Raw genomic sequence first — 16,473 nt, forward strand, 5'->3', positions numbered from 1 at the left:
CCGATTCTCGAGTGGGAACCGTTAGATGTGCGCTTTGACCTCGTTCGGATCGATGAGCCCGCTCGCGACGGAGACGACCGCCCAGACGAGGACGCCGGCGCCGACGACGGCGAGGAGGCTGACGACGCTGCTGACGAACGGCTGCAGCGCGAAGACGGCGACCGTCATCACGGCGGTGACCGCGGACGTCTTCGCCACCGATCGGACGAGTCGACGGTAGTCGAGGTCGATCTCCCGGTCGATCAGGTAGACGTTGTACGTCACCATCAGTCCGTAGCAGATCGACGTCGAGAGCGCCGCGCCGGCGGCGCCGATCGCCGGGATCAACGCGAGGTTGAGACAGACGTTCAGGGCGCCGGTGACTCCCTTTCCGATCGCCCGTTCGGTCGCGCGACCGAGGTAATCCAGGCTGTCGTTGGTGATCTTATCGAGCGCCTGAAAGAGGACGTACACCGCGAACGCCTGTAACACGGGTGCCGCGCCGGCGTACTCCCCGCCGAAGACGAATCGAATCCCGGGTTCGGCGAGCAGCAGGACGCCGACGACCGCGGGGAGGTACACCAGGAGGATGTACTCGAACGATCGCTCGTAGACCCGCGCCGCTCGCTCGAGTCGCTCCGCCGACTTGTCCTCGCCGAACGTCGGCGCGACCGTAAACCCGAGCGAGTCGGCCGGCGCGATCACGAACGTCGAAACCTGCTTGGCGAGTTCGTAGAAGCCGACCGCGGCCGGGGTCATGAAGAACCCGACCATCAGCGTATCGACGCGCTTGTAGAGGACGTTCCCGCCCTGCGAGGCGGTCAGCGGGATGCTGTACTCGAGGATGCGCCGTCGGAGTCCGGGTTCGGTCTCGCGGTCGCCGGGATAGGTCGAAACGATCCGGTAGAGGAAGAACGCTCCGAAGGCGGCCGAGAGGAGGTAGCCGACGATGTAGCCGGCGAGGGCGCCGAGCGCGCCGAACCCGAGCGAGAGGAACAGCACGATGAAGGTGAACTGACCGACGCTCGAGACCGTGCTCGTCGCGGCCGTGAGGGGAACCCGGCCGAACCCCTGGAAGGCGATCTGCAGGTAGCCGTGGGCGACGTTGACGACGATGTAGCAGACGCCGACGGCCAGCAGCGGCTCGAGACGCGGTTCGTCGTAGAGGGCGGCGATCGTGTCGGAAAGCGCGACGAACGCGACCGCGACGACGACGAGGACGACCGCGTTGATCGCGATCGACGACCGAACGACGTTTCGAACCTGTCCCTCGTCCGTCTCGCGGTACTCGGTGACGTACCTCGCCGCCGATTTCGGAATGCCGAGGGTCCCGAACAGCGTCGCGAACGAGAAGATCGCGATCGAGAGGAAAACCAGGCCGTACTCGTCCGGGGAGAGGAACACCCGAGTGAGCAACAGCGTGATCCCTCCTCGGGCCGCGAGCCGGAGCAGTTCCGCGCCGAACGTCGCTTTGACTCCGCGTGCGATGCGCGCTGAGCGTGACATTACTGGTGGAAGGTGGACCGCCCGCGCCGTGTCGTCGCGACGTTACACGTTGACCGGAACGGACTCGTCGCCGTCCGCGTCGTCGACCTCGTCCGACGCCGCCGATACGACCCGGTCGCCGACCGCCGACTCGCGGATCTCCTCCATGATCTTGATCGTCCACTTGGACTGCTCGAGCGGGACCGGGACGTCGGCGCCCGACTCCACGGCGTCGACGAACCGATCGAAGATGGCGAAGTGGGAGTTCGTCTCAGCGGCGGTCTCCCAGCTGTCGTCGACGGCCGACGTCGCGACCGACCTCGCGTTGTCGATCGTGCTGGTCACCTGCGAGAGCGAGACGTCGAACCCCTTCATCGACCGGGCGAGGGTCGACCGCGTGTAATCTTCGTCCAGCCTGAAGATCGACTGGTTGATCTCGTCGAGAACGATCGACTGTTCGGAACCGTTGATGATCTGGAGCCGCTGGGGTAACGTATCACAGAGCATCGTCACGTGACAGAGCGTACCGCTCTCCGAGACGTACTGCACCTGCGCCTGGTCGTACGCGAAGTCGTCGTCGTAGTCGCGGGAGCGGACCGTCTGGGCGGAGATGTCGTCCTCGGAGGCCGGCCACCCGCCGACGCCGAGGGCGGTGTAGATGGGGTGTGGAAGACCCTCCTCGAACTCGCCGCCCGGAAGGTCGAACACCCACGATCCGCGGTTGACCATGTCCGGCGGGGTCAACCCCGCGTAGACGACGTCGACGGAGGTGATCCGCCCGAGCTCGCCCGCCGCGATCATCTCGCGTACCTTCCGAACGGTCGGGAAGAACAGGTGGTTGTGGATGACCGTCGCGGGGACGTCGTTCTCGGCGGCCAACTCGTCGAGTCGTTCGATCTCCTCCGACGTCACCGTCGAGGGCTTCTCGATGACGACGCCGACGCCCGCTTCGATCGCCGTTTTGGCGATCTCGAAGTGCGTCTGTACGGGCGTGCAAACGTGGATGTAATCGACGTCGTCGAGGAGCTCCGTGTAGTCGACGACCGCCATCGTTCCGAACTCCCGCGCCCGTTCTCTGGCGCGGTCCTCGTCGAGATCGCAGACGGCGATGAGTTCGGTTCGTGGGTTCTTCTGCGCACCCGCGAGGTGCGCCCTGGAGACCGTTCCGCCGCCGACGACTGCGGTACGAATACCCATGAGTCAGCGCTCGGTTCAAACGTTATTAGTTGTTAACCGGTTACCGATATAACCATGACCGTAACCCGGGGTATGGAACCGGTTTCCGCGGCCGACGGCGACCTTCCGACCGCGACGGTGCGAACCGATCTCGAGTGACGGTGGACGTTCCGTCCGACTTCTCGTTCGGGGGACGACGTCCTACCGCTGATTCGACGACGTCCGTCGACGGGTGTCGTCTCGAGGGTACCGCCGGGAGTACCGGACGCGGCCACCACCAACCGAGGCGTGTCCCTGGGCGTCGACACGCTCCGGTGGATCGGTCGATCGCGCTTCCGTGACGTCGATCGGGCGTCGACGCGGGTAGACCGATGCCTCGTACGGACGGAAGGATCTCGAGGAAAACGGATCGGCGACTGAACTCGAGTGGCCGGGGGTCCGACGGAGTGCCGAATTTCTCCACGGCTGAAGCCGTGGGCTTCCTCCGTGCACCTCTTCGACCGTCCCGACGCGGAGGTGAGTACCGACGGTCGGTCGTTCGGTCGTGGAAGAATGGCTCCCGCGCCGGGAACAGGTTGCTGGCACGCGAACTGCTCCGGTAGTGGATGACGGTCGTCGGGAGCCGGTAGTAGGTACGAAGGGGGGTCGTAAAAATCTGTCCGGCCGTCAATTGATTCGAGAGAGTTTGCCGTCGACGTCGCGCTGTCGGCGTCGGTTCCGGTAGACGTGCACGGCCGAGAGGACCGCGAAGGCGAGGACGATCACGCCGGCGATAGCGACCGCGGGGACGGCGGATAACGGGGGAATACCGAGAACGACGGTGGCGAGGACCGCGCCGCCGAACACGCTCAGGGCGGCGTACCACCGATCCCAGCGGTCCTGCTGGTGGCTGTCCGTATCGAGGTACATCATCAGGAGGTCGGCGTTGTCGGAGAGCGTGATGAGGCCACGATCCTGATCGTACTCGACGATACCGGCGTCGTCCATCTTCGGGAGGTGGGTTTGATAAAGGGCGACGTACACGCGCTTTCGCTGGTCCGAACTCAGGGCGTTGACGCTCGTGTCGTTCTCCCAGGCGGCGATCTGTTCGGCGAGTTCGCCGAGCGTCACGGTGCCGTCGGCATCGAGCAAGTAGGCGAGCACTTCGCGACGGCGGCGGTTCTTGAGAAGTTCGAAGATGACGTCCTTCGAGAGGCGCTCGTCCTCCTCCGACTCCGTGACGGCGGCGATCTCGTCGGGGATGGACGTATCTACCGAAGACATCGTTAGCGACCCCCGTACGACGACTTTCGGGTGGGGAAGCCCGGGCGTTCACCCGGAGAGAGTCCACCACGCTGTTCACTCGACGGCAACCCCGTTATTCCGGTACGGCAGGTCGCATTCACGATTGACACACCAGTTTGTAGCCCAACGGTGACACTCTTAAGCCCGGCCACGTTTTGCACCGCCTGCAAAGGAGGTATGGCCTTGCTTCGGCCGAAACGCCCCTCGAGAGAGTTTCTACAGCTCATTAGCGGAAGGGCGCGATGTGAGAGTAACGGTCGAAAACGATCGAGTCGGTTCGTCATAACTGAGGGAGAACGCGGTATCGAACGCGTACACGATTCGGGACGACCGCACTCGAGTCCGTCGAGTACGTATCGGACGGCGGGTAAATATCGGCGACATTGCACTGGGCGAGTAGTTCGATGGCGAATTGATAAAGGCGGCCGACGGTTCGATTTCGAACGTTCGATTTCCGGATCGCAAACGCGATTTACCGCGGCCCTCGGTCGACGGAACGGGTCGACTCGGCGAACGACGTTCGCGCTCGCCCGTGCCTGGAGACCGTTCGAATCAACACTCATCGAGTTCATTCGCGGTGTCGACGCCGAGCGATCGGTCGAGTTCGATAGCGGGGTGGGTGACGAACCGTTTCGGGCGGTCGAATCTGTCGGCGGGTTTGTCCGCAGTACCAAGCCTTTATCAGTCTCGGAAAGTCGATGTTTCCTCCGAAACCATGGTATCCCCTTACAATGCCTGCATCGTTTGACCACGTACCGATGACGCGGTCCATTATCCATCACGCCAGAAACGCCTCGAAGGAGACCGAGAGCGGACTGTGTCCGGACTGCGAAACGGACACGATCGTTCACGATCCGGACCGCGGAGAACGGGTCTGTCGAGAGTGCGGGCTCGTCCTGACCGAAGATCCGATCGATTACGGCCCGGAGTGGCGGGCGTTCAACGCCCAGGAGCACGACAAACTCTCCCGCGTCGGCGCTCCGTTGACCCAATCGATGCACGACAGGGGTCTGACGACCACCATCGACTGGCGCAACCGGGACGCCAACGGACACTCGATGTCGGCGGACAAGCACGGGCGACTCCACCGGCTACGGGTGTGGCAGGAGCGAATCCGCACGAAGAACGCCGGCGAACGAAACCTCAAGTACGCCCTCTCGGAGATCGACCGAATGGTCAGCGCGCTCGGCGTGCCGAAGCCCGTCAAGGAAACCGCGAGCGTCATCTACCGGCGAGCGCTCGAGCGCGATCTGATCCGGGGGCGATCGATCGAGGGCGTGGCGACGAGCGCGCTCTACACGGCGTGTCGGAAGGAGGGGATCCCGCGAAGTTTGGAGGAGGTGACGGCCGTCTCGCGGGTCGACCAGCGGGAGATCGGCCGCACCTATCGGTACATCGCCGACGAACTCGACATCAACCTCGAGCCGACGAACCCGCGGCAGTTCGTCCCCCGCTTTTGCTCGGAACTCGACGTGAGCAAGGACGTCGAGACGAAGGCGATCGAGATCATCGACCGGACCACCGAACAGGGGCTCCACTCCGGAAAGTCGCCGACGGGGTTCGCCGCCGCGGCCATCTACGCGGCCGGCCTCCTCTGCGACGAGACGATCCCCCAGCGGGCGGTCGCCGACACCGCCCAGACGACCGTCGTCACCGTCAGGAACCGGTACCGCGAGCAACTCGAGGCGATCGACCAGCAGCCGGCGACTTCCCCGTGAACGCGCTCCGAGGCGAGAGCACGGACCGCGGTTCTGGTGACCGTTCCTCGTTCGATCCGAGACTCGAGAGCGACGCCGACCGCGCCATCACATGATCGATCGCTCGTCCTCTTCGTACACGGCCTCGTCGAGGATGGCGTGCAGATTGGAGTACGGAACGAACGCGAGGAACGCTCCGTCCTCGTCCTGCAGCTCGACGCCGTCGTCGCCGCGTTCGAACTGCTCGCACGTCATCTGCCCCTCCGGGAGGATCACACGATACATAGGACCCGGTACGCCGGCCAACGGCAAATAACGCGGGGGCGGCCCCCGCCGGCCACCCGAGCGAAATCTGTTTACCGGCGTCGCCGCTATCACAGGCCAGTGACCGACGATCCGAACGTCGAATCCGACGTACCGAACGACGAGTCCGACGATCCGGTCGGCGACGGGGACGCGTCGACGGACGACGCGGACGACGCGAGCGATCCGCTGACCCTCCCGACGTTCCACGACGTCTGCCAGCGCGAGGGCCGGCCCGTCCTCACCGCCGGCGCCGTCGCCCGGGCGGTCGATCGGACCCAGTCTGCGGTCCACGACGACCTCGAGCGCCTCGTCGAACGGGGCGACCTCGAGTGCCTCTCCGTCTCGACGGATCCCGTGGTCTGGTACCCGAGCGAACTCGAGGACCTCACGGATCGGGAACGGGTGGTCGTCTTTCCGAAGCGCCGCGAGATCGTCGTCGACCGCCCGGACCAGTTCACGCGCGCGCAACTCTCCCAGTTCGCCCACCTCGCCGACGGCAACGGCGACGGCGGCTACCGCTACGTCGTCCGCCCGGAGGACGTCTGGCAGGCCCCGCACGACTCCTTCGACGCGCTCGCCCGCACGATGCGACAGGCCCTCGGGGAACGCAACGAATCCCTCGAGGCGTGGGTGGAGAGCCAGTGGGATCGAGCCCGCCAGTTCCGGCTGGTCACCCACCCCGACGGATACACCGTCCTCGAGGGGCGCAGCGCCGAGGTGATGGGCAACGTCGCCCGACAGAAGCTCGACGAGGAGCACGTCCACGCCCCCATCTCCGAGACCGAGGACTGGGTGCGCGACGGCGCGGAGGCGGCGATCAAGCGCATCCTCTACGAGGCGGGCTACCCGGTGCAGGACCAGCGCGACCTCGAGTCGGGCGAGGACCTCCCGCTCGAGCTTCGCGTCCGCCTGCGCGACTACCAGCGGACGTGGGTCGACCGGTTCGTGGAGTCGGGCGAGGGCGTGTTCGTCGGCCCGCCCGGGAGCGGGAAGACGATCGCCGCGATGGCCGCGATGGCAGCGGTCGAGGGCGAGACGCTGATCCTGGTGCCGAGTCGCGACCTCGCCCGCCAGTGGAACGAGGAACTGCTCGCCCACACCTCCCTCGAGCCCGATCAGGTGGGCCAGTACCACGGCGGGCGCAAGGAGGTTCGCCCGGTGACGGTCGCCACCTACCAGATCGCGGGCATGGACCGCCACCGCTCGCTGTTCGACGACCGGCGCTGGGGGCTGGTGATCTTCGACGAGTGCCAGCACGTCCCCTCGGACGTCTACAGGCGCAGCACGCACCTGCAGTCGCGCCACCGCCTCGGCCTCTCGGCCAGTCCTATCCGGGAGGACGACCGCCAGACGGAGATCTTCACCCTCGTCGGCCCGCCGATCGGCACCGACTGGGAGGCGCTGTTCGAGGCGGGCTTCGTCGCCGAACCCGAACTCGAGATCCGCTACGTGCCGTGGGGCGACGAGGAGCAGGCCAACGCCTACGGCTCGGCGGAGGGCCGCGAAAAGTACCAGATCGCGGCGCAGAATCGGGGCAAGGTCGACGACGCGCGCTACCTGCTGTCGGCCCACCCCGCATCGAAGGCGCTGGTCTTCGTCGACTACCTGCAGCAGGGGCGGGAACTCGCAGACGCGCTGGACACGGCGTTCCTGAGCGGGGAGACCCCGCACCACGAACGCCGCCGACTCCTGGACGAGTTCCGCCGGGACGAGCGCGACCTCCTCGTTATCTCGCGCGTGGGCGACGAGGGGATCGACCTCCCCACCGCGGACCTGGCGATCATCGCGTCGGGACTCGGCGGCTCGAGGCGCCAGGGGACGCAGCGGGCGGGTCGAACGATGCGGCCCGCCGGCGGAGCCCTGGTGTACGTGCTGGCGACGCGAGGAACGCGGGAGGAAGAGTTCGCCCGCAGACAGCTCCAGCACCTCGGCCGCAAGGGGATGACGGTTCGGGAAAACGTCGTCGACCGGGACGAACAGGATGGGGCGCGGGACTGACGGCGTCGGACGAGTGCCCATTCCCGCGGTCGGTACCCGGTCATCGCCCACTGCGATCGTCGATCCCGTCTCGTCGGACACCGATCCGATCCCGTCTCCTCGAATCGTCGATCCGACCCCGTCACGTCGAGGCGAATATTCAAGTTCTCGTATTAGAACTATCCAGTAACATGCGCAGGCGTCGTACGTGGGAGGTGGCGGTCCGGTGAGCGAACAGCGCCGGATCGTCATCGGCGAGACGAGCGACGGGGCGGAGGTTACGCTCCCCGTCGTGGAGATTCTGACCGGACGCGGCTTCGTCACGGGCAAATCGGGCAGCGGCAAGTCGAACACGGCGAGCGTCATCGCCGAGGAACTCCTCGAGGCGGGCTTTCCCCTCCTCATCGTCGACACTGACGGGGAGTACTACGGCCTCAAGGAGGAGTACGAGATGCTCCACGCGGGCGCGGACGAGGAGTGCGACATCCAGATCGGGCCGGAGCACGCGGAACAGATGGCGACGCTCGCCCTGGAGGAGAACGTCCCCGTCATCCTCGACGTCTCGGGGTACCTCGACGAGGACGAGGCGGACGAACTGCTGCGGGAGACCGCCCGACAACTGTTCGTCAAGGAGAAGAAGCTGAAGAAGCCGTTCCTGCTCGTCGTCGAGGAGGTCCACGAGTACATCCCCGAGGGCGGCGGCGTCGGCGAGACGGGGAACCTCCTGATCAAGATCGGCAAGCGTGGACGGAAGCACGGCCTCGGCATCCTCGGGATCAGCCAGCGCCCCGCCGACGTCAAGAAGGACTTCATCACCCAGGCGAACTGGCTCGTCTGGCACCGGCTGACCTGGGAGAACGACACCAACGTCGTCGGCCGGATCATCGACACCGAGTACAAGGAACTCGTCTCCGACCTCGACGACGGCCAGGCGTTCGTCCAGACCGACTGGACCGACGTCGCCGTCCGCAAGATCCAGTTCCGCCGCAAGCGGACCTTCGACGCCGGCGCGACGCCCGGCCTCGACGACTTCGAGCGCCCCGAACTCAAGTCCGTCTCGGACGCGCTGGTCGGCGAACTCCAGGATATCTCCGAGAAGAAAGACCGGGAGGAAAACCGCATCCTCGAGCTCGAGAACGAACTCGAGAAGAAGGAAACGCGCATCGAGACGCTCGAGGACGAACTCGATTCGGCCCGGGACATCTCCAACGCGGCCAAGCAGATGGCCGACGCCCTGACGAAGCCCCAGACGTTCCAGACGCAGTTCCCCGACGCGGGGGCGACCGACGAGATGCGCCGGCTCCACGACGAACTGGTCGAGATCGAGCGCGAGCGCGAGGAACTCGAGGAGACCGTCGAGCGGCGGGAGGATCGGATCGCCGAACTCGAGGACCGGCTGGAGGCGGAGGCGAGCAGGAACGACCTCCTGGAGGCCGAGAACGAGCAGTTGCGCGAACACATCGGCGTCCTCGAGAGTCGCCTCGACGCGGCGGACGGCGTCGACCCGAACGTGGACGTGACCGTCGACGCGGGCGGCGTGGCCGAGGCGGGCGACGGGTCCGATTCGGACGGGGACGCCGGGGACGCGGAGGACGCGATCATCCACGGCGACGGCAATCCCGTCGAGTTCGGGTACGTCTCCGTCGACGAGGACGAATCCGAGCCCGCACCGCTGGTCGTCCCCGACGAGGAGCGCCGCCTCGAGGAACTGTTCGAGTGGACGGAGCTCGGCGAGCGACTCGAGGTGGCGAGCGATCAGTCGCGGTGTACGGTCGAGACGGCCCGTCGAGTGATGCGGACGCTGATGGGTTCGGGACCCGCGAAGACCGAGGAGGTGGCGGCGGAGGTGGACCGGTCCGTCGTCGCCGTGCAAAGTCTCCTCTCGGAACTGCGGACGGAGGGACTCGTCGATCGAACCGACGAGCGGACGTACGCGATCGACCCGGACATCCGCGTGGCGCTCTCCACGGTTGGCGCCGAGGAGTGAGCGGATCGCGGTGGCGTCGGGCCCGGGCGCTCCGGACCCGCTTCACCCGGCGAGTTCGCTCGAAAGCGCCCTGATCGCTTCCGGATCGACGTGCTGGTGGACCGGGAGCACGAGGACGCACTCCGAGAGCGTCCGCGCCGTCTCGTAGGCCGAGTCGTCGAGAACGGCGCGGGAGAGGCGCGGCCAGGTGTGGACGCCCCCGACGCCACAGCGCTCGAGTTTTCCCCGCAGCGCTCGCGGTCGATCGGTTCGAACCGGGCACACCTGCGGACAGATGCCCTCCGGGAGCGTTTCGAAGATCAGTTCGACGTCCGATCGGGGAGCGAGGACGCGGCGCCAGGCGCGGTAGTTCTCGCGACGCCGCCGTCGAATCTCGACCGGATCGACGTTCCGGATGATGAGTTCTGACAGCTTCGAGAGGCGGTTCTTTTTGGCCTCGTACCGGCGCGTCGTCGAGGGAAGCGAGCGGATCGAGCCGGCGCGCGCGGAGAGGAGGGCCTCGATCGACCCGCGGACGGTGGCGTTCGTGTCGAGCAGTTCCGCGATGAGCGACCTGGTGACGAATCGCAGGTCGTCGGCGTCGAATCGGTCGGCCGAGCCGGCGAGTGACGAGGGTTCGAACTTGTCTCGAACCTCGTCGTCCGTGAGGTAGAGAGCCGCACCGTCGGGGACCGGAAGCACCTTCCAGAAACTCGTGAAGCCGAGGTCACCCCGCGTACCGAGGATCCGTCCGTCGCGGACGCTCAGGGCCCCGTGGGCGTTGTCGTCGACGTGGTAGCAGTCGTACTCGTCGATCAACCGCTCGAGTTCGCCGAGGCCCGGCTGTGGAAAACCGAAGTAGTTCACCGAACAGACGGCCGCGGTGTCGGCGTCGATCCTCGTCTCGAGGTCGGCCAGATCCGGCGCGAGGGTCTCCTCGAGGGCGTAGTACCGTGGCTCGAGGCCGAGTTCGAACAGCGGCTCGACGACCGCGTCGGGGAGGTACGCCGGGACGAGCACGTTCTCCCCGGCTACGGTGATCGGCGCGAGGCCGTCCCGGAAGGCCACCTTCCCGCAGCCGTAGTAGATCGGATTCGGGACGTGGCGTTCGACGAACGAGCCGGTACCGCCTGACCGGGAGCGGGGGTCGGAGAGCGACCAGTCGAGGAGCGACGGGGTTCCACTGATCATGGGACGAAACGAGTTCGAAAGAGCGTGCAGGACATACCCACTCACGACAATGGATGACGACCGACTTAGTGGTGCCGCTCGTACGGTGGGCGAACAGCCATCAGGTGCTCCGTAACGCGGTGCGGTCGGGAAAATTCCGAGCCCTCGCGCGAACTGAAGCGTGGTACTAACGCCACCAAGCCATCGCATAACAAAGCCCGAACCGCCCTTTCGGCCCCGTATGGAAGATTCGGACGGTGATACCCGTCTCCTGGTTATCGGACTCGACGCCGCGTGTCGACCGGTACTTCACCCTCTGTTCGAATCGGGGCAGACGCCGATGCTCCGTCGGCTGTTCGAACGAGGGGTGAGCGGCCCCCTCGAGTCTCAGATTCCCCCGTGGACGGGCAGCGCCTGGCCGTCGATGGTAACGGGGAAGAACCCGGGGAAACACGGCGTTTTCGACTTCCTCACGTACGACGGCTACGACTGGGACGTGGTTAACGCGACGCACGTCAAGGAACGCCCGGTGTGGGAGCTGTTGAGCGATTACGGCATCACGAGCGTGGTGGTCAACGTGCCGGTAACCCACCCGCCCTCGTCGTTCGACGGGGCGTTGATCCCCGGATTGACCGCCCCCGAGGACCCCGAGTGTCACCCGGAGGGAATCCTCGAGGACGTGAAGGCGGCCTGCGGGGACTACCGGGTCTACCCCCAGAGCGGTCCGGAGCCCGAGCGGTCGATCGAGGGGTACGAACGGACGATCGAACTCCGGGGCGAGGCGTTTCGATACCTCTGCGATCGGTTCGACCCGCAGTTCGCCTTCCTCGAGTTCCAGCAGACCGACTCCGTGTTCCACGAGCGACCGGGGGACAAGCGCGCGATCGAGGCGGTGTACCGCGCAGTCGACCGGGAGATCGCCGACACCGTCGAGGCGTACGATCCGGACGACGTGCTGATCGTGAGCGACCACGGCATCGGTCCCGTCGAGGGCCACGAGTTTCGCATCAACCAGTTCCTCCGCGAGACGGGATACCTCGAGGGCGTCCAGGGGGGCGACGGGATGCCCGACTGGTCGACCTCGTGGCGAAACGAACTGCTCGAAGGAAACGGCGCCGGCGAGTCCCAACCAGACGGCCCGGGCGCGCTCGAGCGCGCGATGAACCTCGCCGCGAAGGCGGGGATCACGACCCAGCGGGTCGCGCGGGCGTTGGATCGAGTCGGCCTGAAGGAGCCGATCGGCAGGCGGGTTCCGAACGGCTGGATCCGCGCGGCCAGCGAACAGGTCGACTTCCCCAACTCGGTCGCGTACGTCCGGTCGAAGAGCGAACTCGGCGTCCGGATCAACCTCGAGGGGCGCGAGCCGAACGGGCGAGTGCCCGAATCGGAGTACGAGACCGTGCGGAACGAGTTGATCGAGGAGCTCAGGGCCGTCAGAACGCCGGACGACGAGCCGATGTTCGAGGCGGTCGAACCCCGCGAGACGTTCTTCCGCGGGCCGGAGATCGACTCGGGGCCCGACGTCGTGACGGTTCCCGCCGACTTCGACAACGCGATCGTCGCCGAACTGGACGCCCCCGCGTTCGCAGAGCCGTGGGAGCCGTGGAACCACAAACGCAGCGGCGTCGTCGCCGCCGTCGGTTCCGATTTCGAGGCGTCGGGATCGCTCGCGGGGGCGACGATCTTCGACGTGGCGCCGACGATCTGCTCGGTGTTCGACGTGCCGATCGACGCGGGGATGGACGGAACGGCCCTCCCGATCGTCGAGGAAACGGAACGCGCCGACTACCCCGCCTACGAACCCGAGCCCATCGTGGCGACCGACGACGGCACGGTGGAGGATCGACTGTCGGATCTCGGGTACCTCTGACGATGAGCATCGAAATATCCGTCTTCGACCCCGGCGACCCCGACGACGCCGAGGAGTGGAACAGCTACGTCGAGCGGAACGCGAACACGAACCCCTTCTTCCGGGCGGAAGCGATCCGGCTGCAGGCCCTCGACACAGACACGACGCCGCACATGCTGGCCGGCTTCAAGGGCCAGGAGGTGGTCGGCCTCTTCCCCGTCTTCGAGTACCGCAAGGGGCCGCTCACCGCCGTCTTCTCGCCGGCCCCGTTCTCGTGGTCGTGTTACCTCGGGCCGACGATGGTCAACGTCGACAAACTCAAACAGCGCAAGGCCGATCGGCGCACCCGGCGCTTCGTCGAGGGGTGTCTCGGGTGGATCGAGGAGTCGCTCTCCCCCGTGTACACGAAGTTCGTCGCCGCCTACGCGGACGACATGCGCCCGTTCGTCTGGAACGATTACCAGATCGAACCGGGCTACACGTACGTCGTCGACCTCGAGGGGACCGAAGAGGAGCTGTTGAAGCGGTTCAGCAGCGACGCCCGGAGCAACATCAGGAACGCCGAGGAGGGCGGCTACGTCATCGAGGAGGGCGACGGCGACGACGTCGTGCGAATCGTCGAGCGGGTGCGGGAACGCTACGAGAGCCAGGGGCGGCCGTTTCACCTCAGCGACGACTTCGCGCGATCGATGTACGAAACCCTCCCCGAGGGGTCGATCCGCCCGTACGTCTGTCGGGTCGACGATGAGTTCGTCGGCGGCATCCTCGCGGTCGAGTCCGATACCACGAGGTACCGGTGGCAAGGCGGCGTGAAACCCGACGCCGACGTCGACGTCTCGATCAACGACCTCCTCGACTGGCACGTCATGCGCGACGGCCTGCGCGAGGGCCTCGAGCGCTACGACCTCGTCGGCGCCGGCGTCCCCAGCATCAACCGTTACAAGGCGAAGTTCAACCCGCGACTCGAGACGACCTACACGATCACGTCCGGCGCCTTCGGGCTCGACCTCCTCGTCGACCAGTACCGGAAGATGCGCTGAGGACGGTCGCTCGCTGTCGATTCTACGCGTCGAGCGCCGAACGCCGAAGTCCGTCGGGGAGTCGCGACTTCCAGTTGTCGTGTGCGGCGTATCGCCCCGTCGGCGCGGAGTAATCGGATCATAGTTACCCGATGCGGTCGTGAGGTTCCGGTAACGATGTTCGGAACGAGCGGAATTCGGGGTCAGGTCGGCAGGGACGTGACGGCGTCGCTCGCCCTCTCGGTCGGACGCGCGGTCGGGACGGCCGGGTACGACCGCGTCGTCGTCGGTCGCGACGTCCGCGAGAGCGGGGCGACGTTGCTCGACGCGCTCTCGGCCGGCCTCCGGGAGTGTGGCAGCGACGTCGTCGACGTCGGCGTCGAGGCCACGCCGACGATCGCCCGCGCGGTGGAGTGGCTCGAGGCGGACGCCGGCGTCGTGATCACCGCCTCGCACAACCCGCCGACGGACAACGGGATCAAGCTCTGGACCCCCTCCGGCAAGGCCTTCGGGCCCGAGCGACGCGCGGAGATCACCGAGATCGTCGAGTTCGAATCGTACGACCTCGCCGCGTGGGACGGCCTCGGCGAGCGAACCGCGCGCACCGGCGCGCGAGCGCACCACCGCGAGGCGCTCCGGTCGGCCGTCGACGTCGACGACTCCCTCGAGGTCGTGGTCGACGTCGGTAACGGCGCGGGGGCGATCACCGCGGAGGCGCTCGCCGAGCTCGGATGTCACGTGACGACGCTCAACGGCCAGCCCGACGGGTCGTTCCCCGGCCGGCCGAGCGAGCCGACGGCGGAGACGCTCGAGGCGCTACAAACGGTCGTCGCGGGGACCGACGCCGACGTCGGAATCGCCCACGACGGCGACGCCGACCGGATGGTCGCCGTCGACGAGACCGGAACGTTCGTCCCGAAGGACTCGCTGCTGGCGCTGTTCGCCCGGGAGGCGGCCGAAGACGGAACGCGGGTCGCCGCGCCGGTCGACACGAGCCTCGCGGTCGAGGACACGCTCTCGGCCGTCGGCGCGTCGCTCACCCGTACGCGCGTCGGCGACGTCTACGTCGCCGAGCGGGCGACCGAACCGGACGTCGTCTTCGGCGGGGAGCCGAGCGGGGCGTGGATCTGGCCCGAGCAGACCCTCTGTCCGGACGGCCCGCTCGCGGCCTGTCGGCTGGTCGAACTCGTCGCCGACCGCGGTCCGCTCTCCGAACTCGTCGCCTCGATCGAGACGTATCCCATCCGACGGACGTCCGTCGACGTCGGCGACAAGCGCGCCGTCATGGAGGCGGTTCGGTCCCGCGTCCTCGAGTCGTACGACGACGTCGACGCGATGGACGGCGTCCGGGTCGACGTCGGCGACGGCTGGTTCCTCCTGCGCGCGAGCGGCACCCAGCCCCTCGTTCGGGTGACCGCCGAAGCCCGGGCGGAGGAGCGAGCCGACGTCCTGTTCGAGGAGGCGAGGGCGATCGTCACGGACGCCGCCGAGTGACCCGACCCCGAACCCGGCCGGACGCTGGCGGTTTAGAAGGCGAAGCGATCACCCGCCACTCGTGCGACTCGAGGGAAGCCGTCCGCGATGCAAGGGGGATCGGGGCGGGTGGGCGATCGGCCGGCTCCCTCGTTCGAGCGCCGCGCCCGGGCCGCTGGTCGACGATCGGCGACGGGATATTATTACACGGGACGTTCGCGGAACTGGCCGTCGGTTACCGCGCTTCTTCCGGGATAAAATCGGAGGTCTTCATCTCGCGGTACGTCGAGCACTCCGGACACGCGTGGACGACGTCCCGGTTGTCGCCGAACACCCTGGCGAACTGGCGCGTCACCTGATTGCCGCAGTTGACGCATCGGGGGGCGGTCGTCTGCTTCTGGGCAGCCATCGGCGTCCACTTCGCGTCGGTTGGTTCCGTCGACATCAACAATCGATAACGACACAACGATATTTACTATAGGCTGCATAATCGGCCGCCGACCGATAATTATCGCATTTCTCGGCCGATCGACGATCGAGAGAACGCTCTCGAATTACGAGGGATTACCGTCGCTCACGGCGGAAATTCACCCTTTCCGTTCGGTAATGTTCGCATTTACGTCGTCGATACGAACAATTCGCGGCCGATCGACCCACCCGGCCGACGGCCGACGCTACGGCGAGGGGAATTCGCGGTGGCGATCGCACTCGCGGGTCGGCGAAAGTGGGCGTCAAGCCGATACGGACCGCAGTCCCCCGGTGGACGTCCCAACTCGGGCCCCATCCCGAGTCTACCAAGTGTGGTGTTTATACCGCGAGCGACGCCAGAGTGAGGTGGAGGGTTTGCATTCAGGTCTCGACCGTTCGAGACCGCTCTCCACTCGCATTCCGACGCCGGTCGAGGACGGGTCGATCGACGAGCGAGGTCGCGCGGACGCGAGACGACGGGGGTGGTTCCGCGTCCCGCGGCGTCGTGACCCGCGCTCGATACGGCTTTCGAGTCGCGCCGCTCGAGGACCACCTCGGATCGGCGATCGACGGACGAACTACCTCGAGCAGCGGCGCGGACGTGAGCGACGACGCCTCGAGCGG

General features: G+C 66.7%; 12 protein-coding genes. 6 read left to right on the plus strand and 6 right to left on the minus strand.

Annotated features, from left to right (window positions below; genetic code table 11):
- Positions 1-21: 21 nt before the first annotated feature.
- From RJT68_RS11875 to RJT68_RS11885, 3 genes are all read right to left on the minus strand, one after another.
- Positions 22-1,485 carry a flippase gene (locus RJT68_RS11875; protein WP_407036773.1) on the minus strand — a complete coding sequence of 488 codons (1,464 nt, stop codon included), beginning with the start codon at positions 1,483-1,485 and terminating at the stop codon, positions 22-24.
- A 42-nt stretch (positions 1,486-1,527) separates the two neighbouring features.
- Positions 1,528-2,661, minus strand: a complete 1,134-nt coding sequence (locus RJT68_RS11880) for a Gfo/Idh/MocA family protein (RefSeq protein ID WP_407036774.1) — start codon at positions 2,659-2,661, stop codon at positions 1,528-1,530.
- A 645-nt stretch (positions 2,662-3,306) separates the two neighbouring features.
- Positions 3,307-3,903, minus strand: coding sequence for a DUF7344 domain-containing protein (locus tag RJT68_RS11885; RefSeq protein WP_407036775.1), 597 nt, complete (start codon positions 3,901-3,903; stop codon positions 3,307-3,309).
- 779 nt (positions 3,904-4,682) lie between these two features.
- Here RJT68_RS11885 and RJT68_RS11890 point away from each other — a divergent pair.
- Positions 4,683-5,642 carry a transcription initiation factor IIB gene (locus RJT68_RS11890; RefSeq protein ID WP_407036776.1) on the plus strand — a complete coding sequence of 320 codons (960 nt, stop codon included), beginning with the start codon at positions 4,683-4,685 and terminating at the stop codon, positions 5,640-5,642.
- 87 nt (positions 5,643-5,729) lie between these two features.
- Here RJT68_RS11890 and RJT68_RS11895 read toward each other — a convergent pair whose 3' ends face one another.
- Positions 5,730-5,906: a hypothetical protein gene (locus RJT68_RS11895; RefSeq protein WP_407036777.1), complete on the minus strand. Its 177-nt coding sequence runs from the start codon at positions 5,904-5,906 to the stop codon at positions 5,730-5,732.
- 99 nt (positions 5,907-6,005) lie between these two features.
- On the opposite strand from RJT68_RS11895, the gene RJT68_RS11900 reads away from it, so the two are divergent.
- Both RJT68_RS11900 and RJT68_RS11905 read left to right on the plus strand, forming a co-directional pair.
- Positions 6,006-7,925, plus strand: a complete 1,920-nt coding sequence (locus tag RJT68_RS11900; protein ID WP_407036778.1) for a DEAD/DEAH box helicase — start codon at positions 6,006-6,008, stop codon at positions 7,923-7,925.
- Positions 7,926-8,130: 205 nt separating this feature from the next.
- Positions 8,131-9,891 (plus strand): ATP-binding protein, encoded by a 1,761-nt coding sequence (locus RJT68_RS11905; protein WP_407036779.1) that lies wholly within the window; start codon positions 8,131-8,133, stop codon positions 9,889-9,891.
- A gap of 42 nt (positions 9,892-9,933) precedes the next feature.
- Here the strand turns inward: RJT68_RS11905 and RJT68_RS11910 are convergent, their stop codons facing one another.
- Positions 9,934-11,061, minus strand: a complete 1,128-nt coding sequence (locus tag RJT68_RS11910; protein WP_407036780.1) for a DegT/DnrJ/EryC1/StrS family aminotransferase — start codon at positions 11,059-11,061, stop codon at positions 9,934-9,936.
- A gap of 220 nt (positions 11,062-11,281) precedes the next feature.
- On the opposite strand from RJT68_RS11910, the gene RJT68_RS11915 reads away from it, so the two are divergent.
- The 3 genes from RJT68_RS11915 (at position 11,282) to glmM (ending at position 15,402) form a co-directional block, all read left to right on the plus strand.
- Complete coding sequence (locus RJT68_RS11915; RefSeq protein WP_407036781.1) at positions 11,282-12,910, plus strand: alkaline phosphatase family protein; 1,629 nt, start codon at positions 11,282-11,284, stop codon at positions 12,908-12,910.
- Positions 12,911-12,912: 2 nt separating this feature from the next.
- Positions 12,913-13,929 carry a lipid II:glycine glycyltransferase FemX gene (locus RJT68_RS11920; RefSeq protein WP_407036782.1) on the plus strand — a complete coding sequence of 339 codons (1,017 nt, stop codon included), beginning with the start codon at positions 12,913-12,915 and terminating at the stop codon, positions 13,927-13,929.
- Between the two features lie 156 nt (positions 13,930-14,085).
- Positions 14,086-15,402, plus strand: a complete 1,317-nt coding sequence (gene glmM, locus RJT68_RS11925) for a phosphoglucosamine mutase (protein WP_407036783.1) — start codon at positions 14,086-14,088, stop codon at positions 15,400-15,402.
- Between the two features lie 214 nt (positions 15,403-15,616).
- Here glmM and RJT68_RS11930 read toward each other — a convergent pair whose 3' ends face one another.
- Positions 15,617-15,826: a DUF7563 family protein gene (locus RJT68_RS11930; RefSeq protein ID WP_407036784.1), complete on the minus strand. Its 210-nt coding sequence runs from the start codon at positions 15,824-15,826 to the stop codon at positions 15,617-15,619.
- Positions 15,827-16,473 lie beyond the last annotated feature (647 nt).

Source organism: Halovalidus salilacus (assembly GCF_031852275.1).
Taxonomy (GTDB): Archaea; Halobacteriota; Halobacteria; order Halobacteriales; family Natrialbaceae; genus Halovalidus; species Halovalidus salilacus.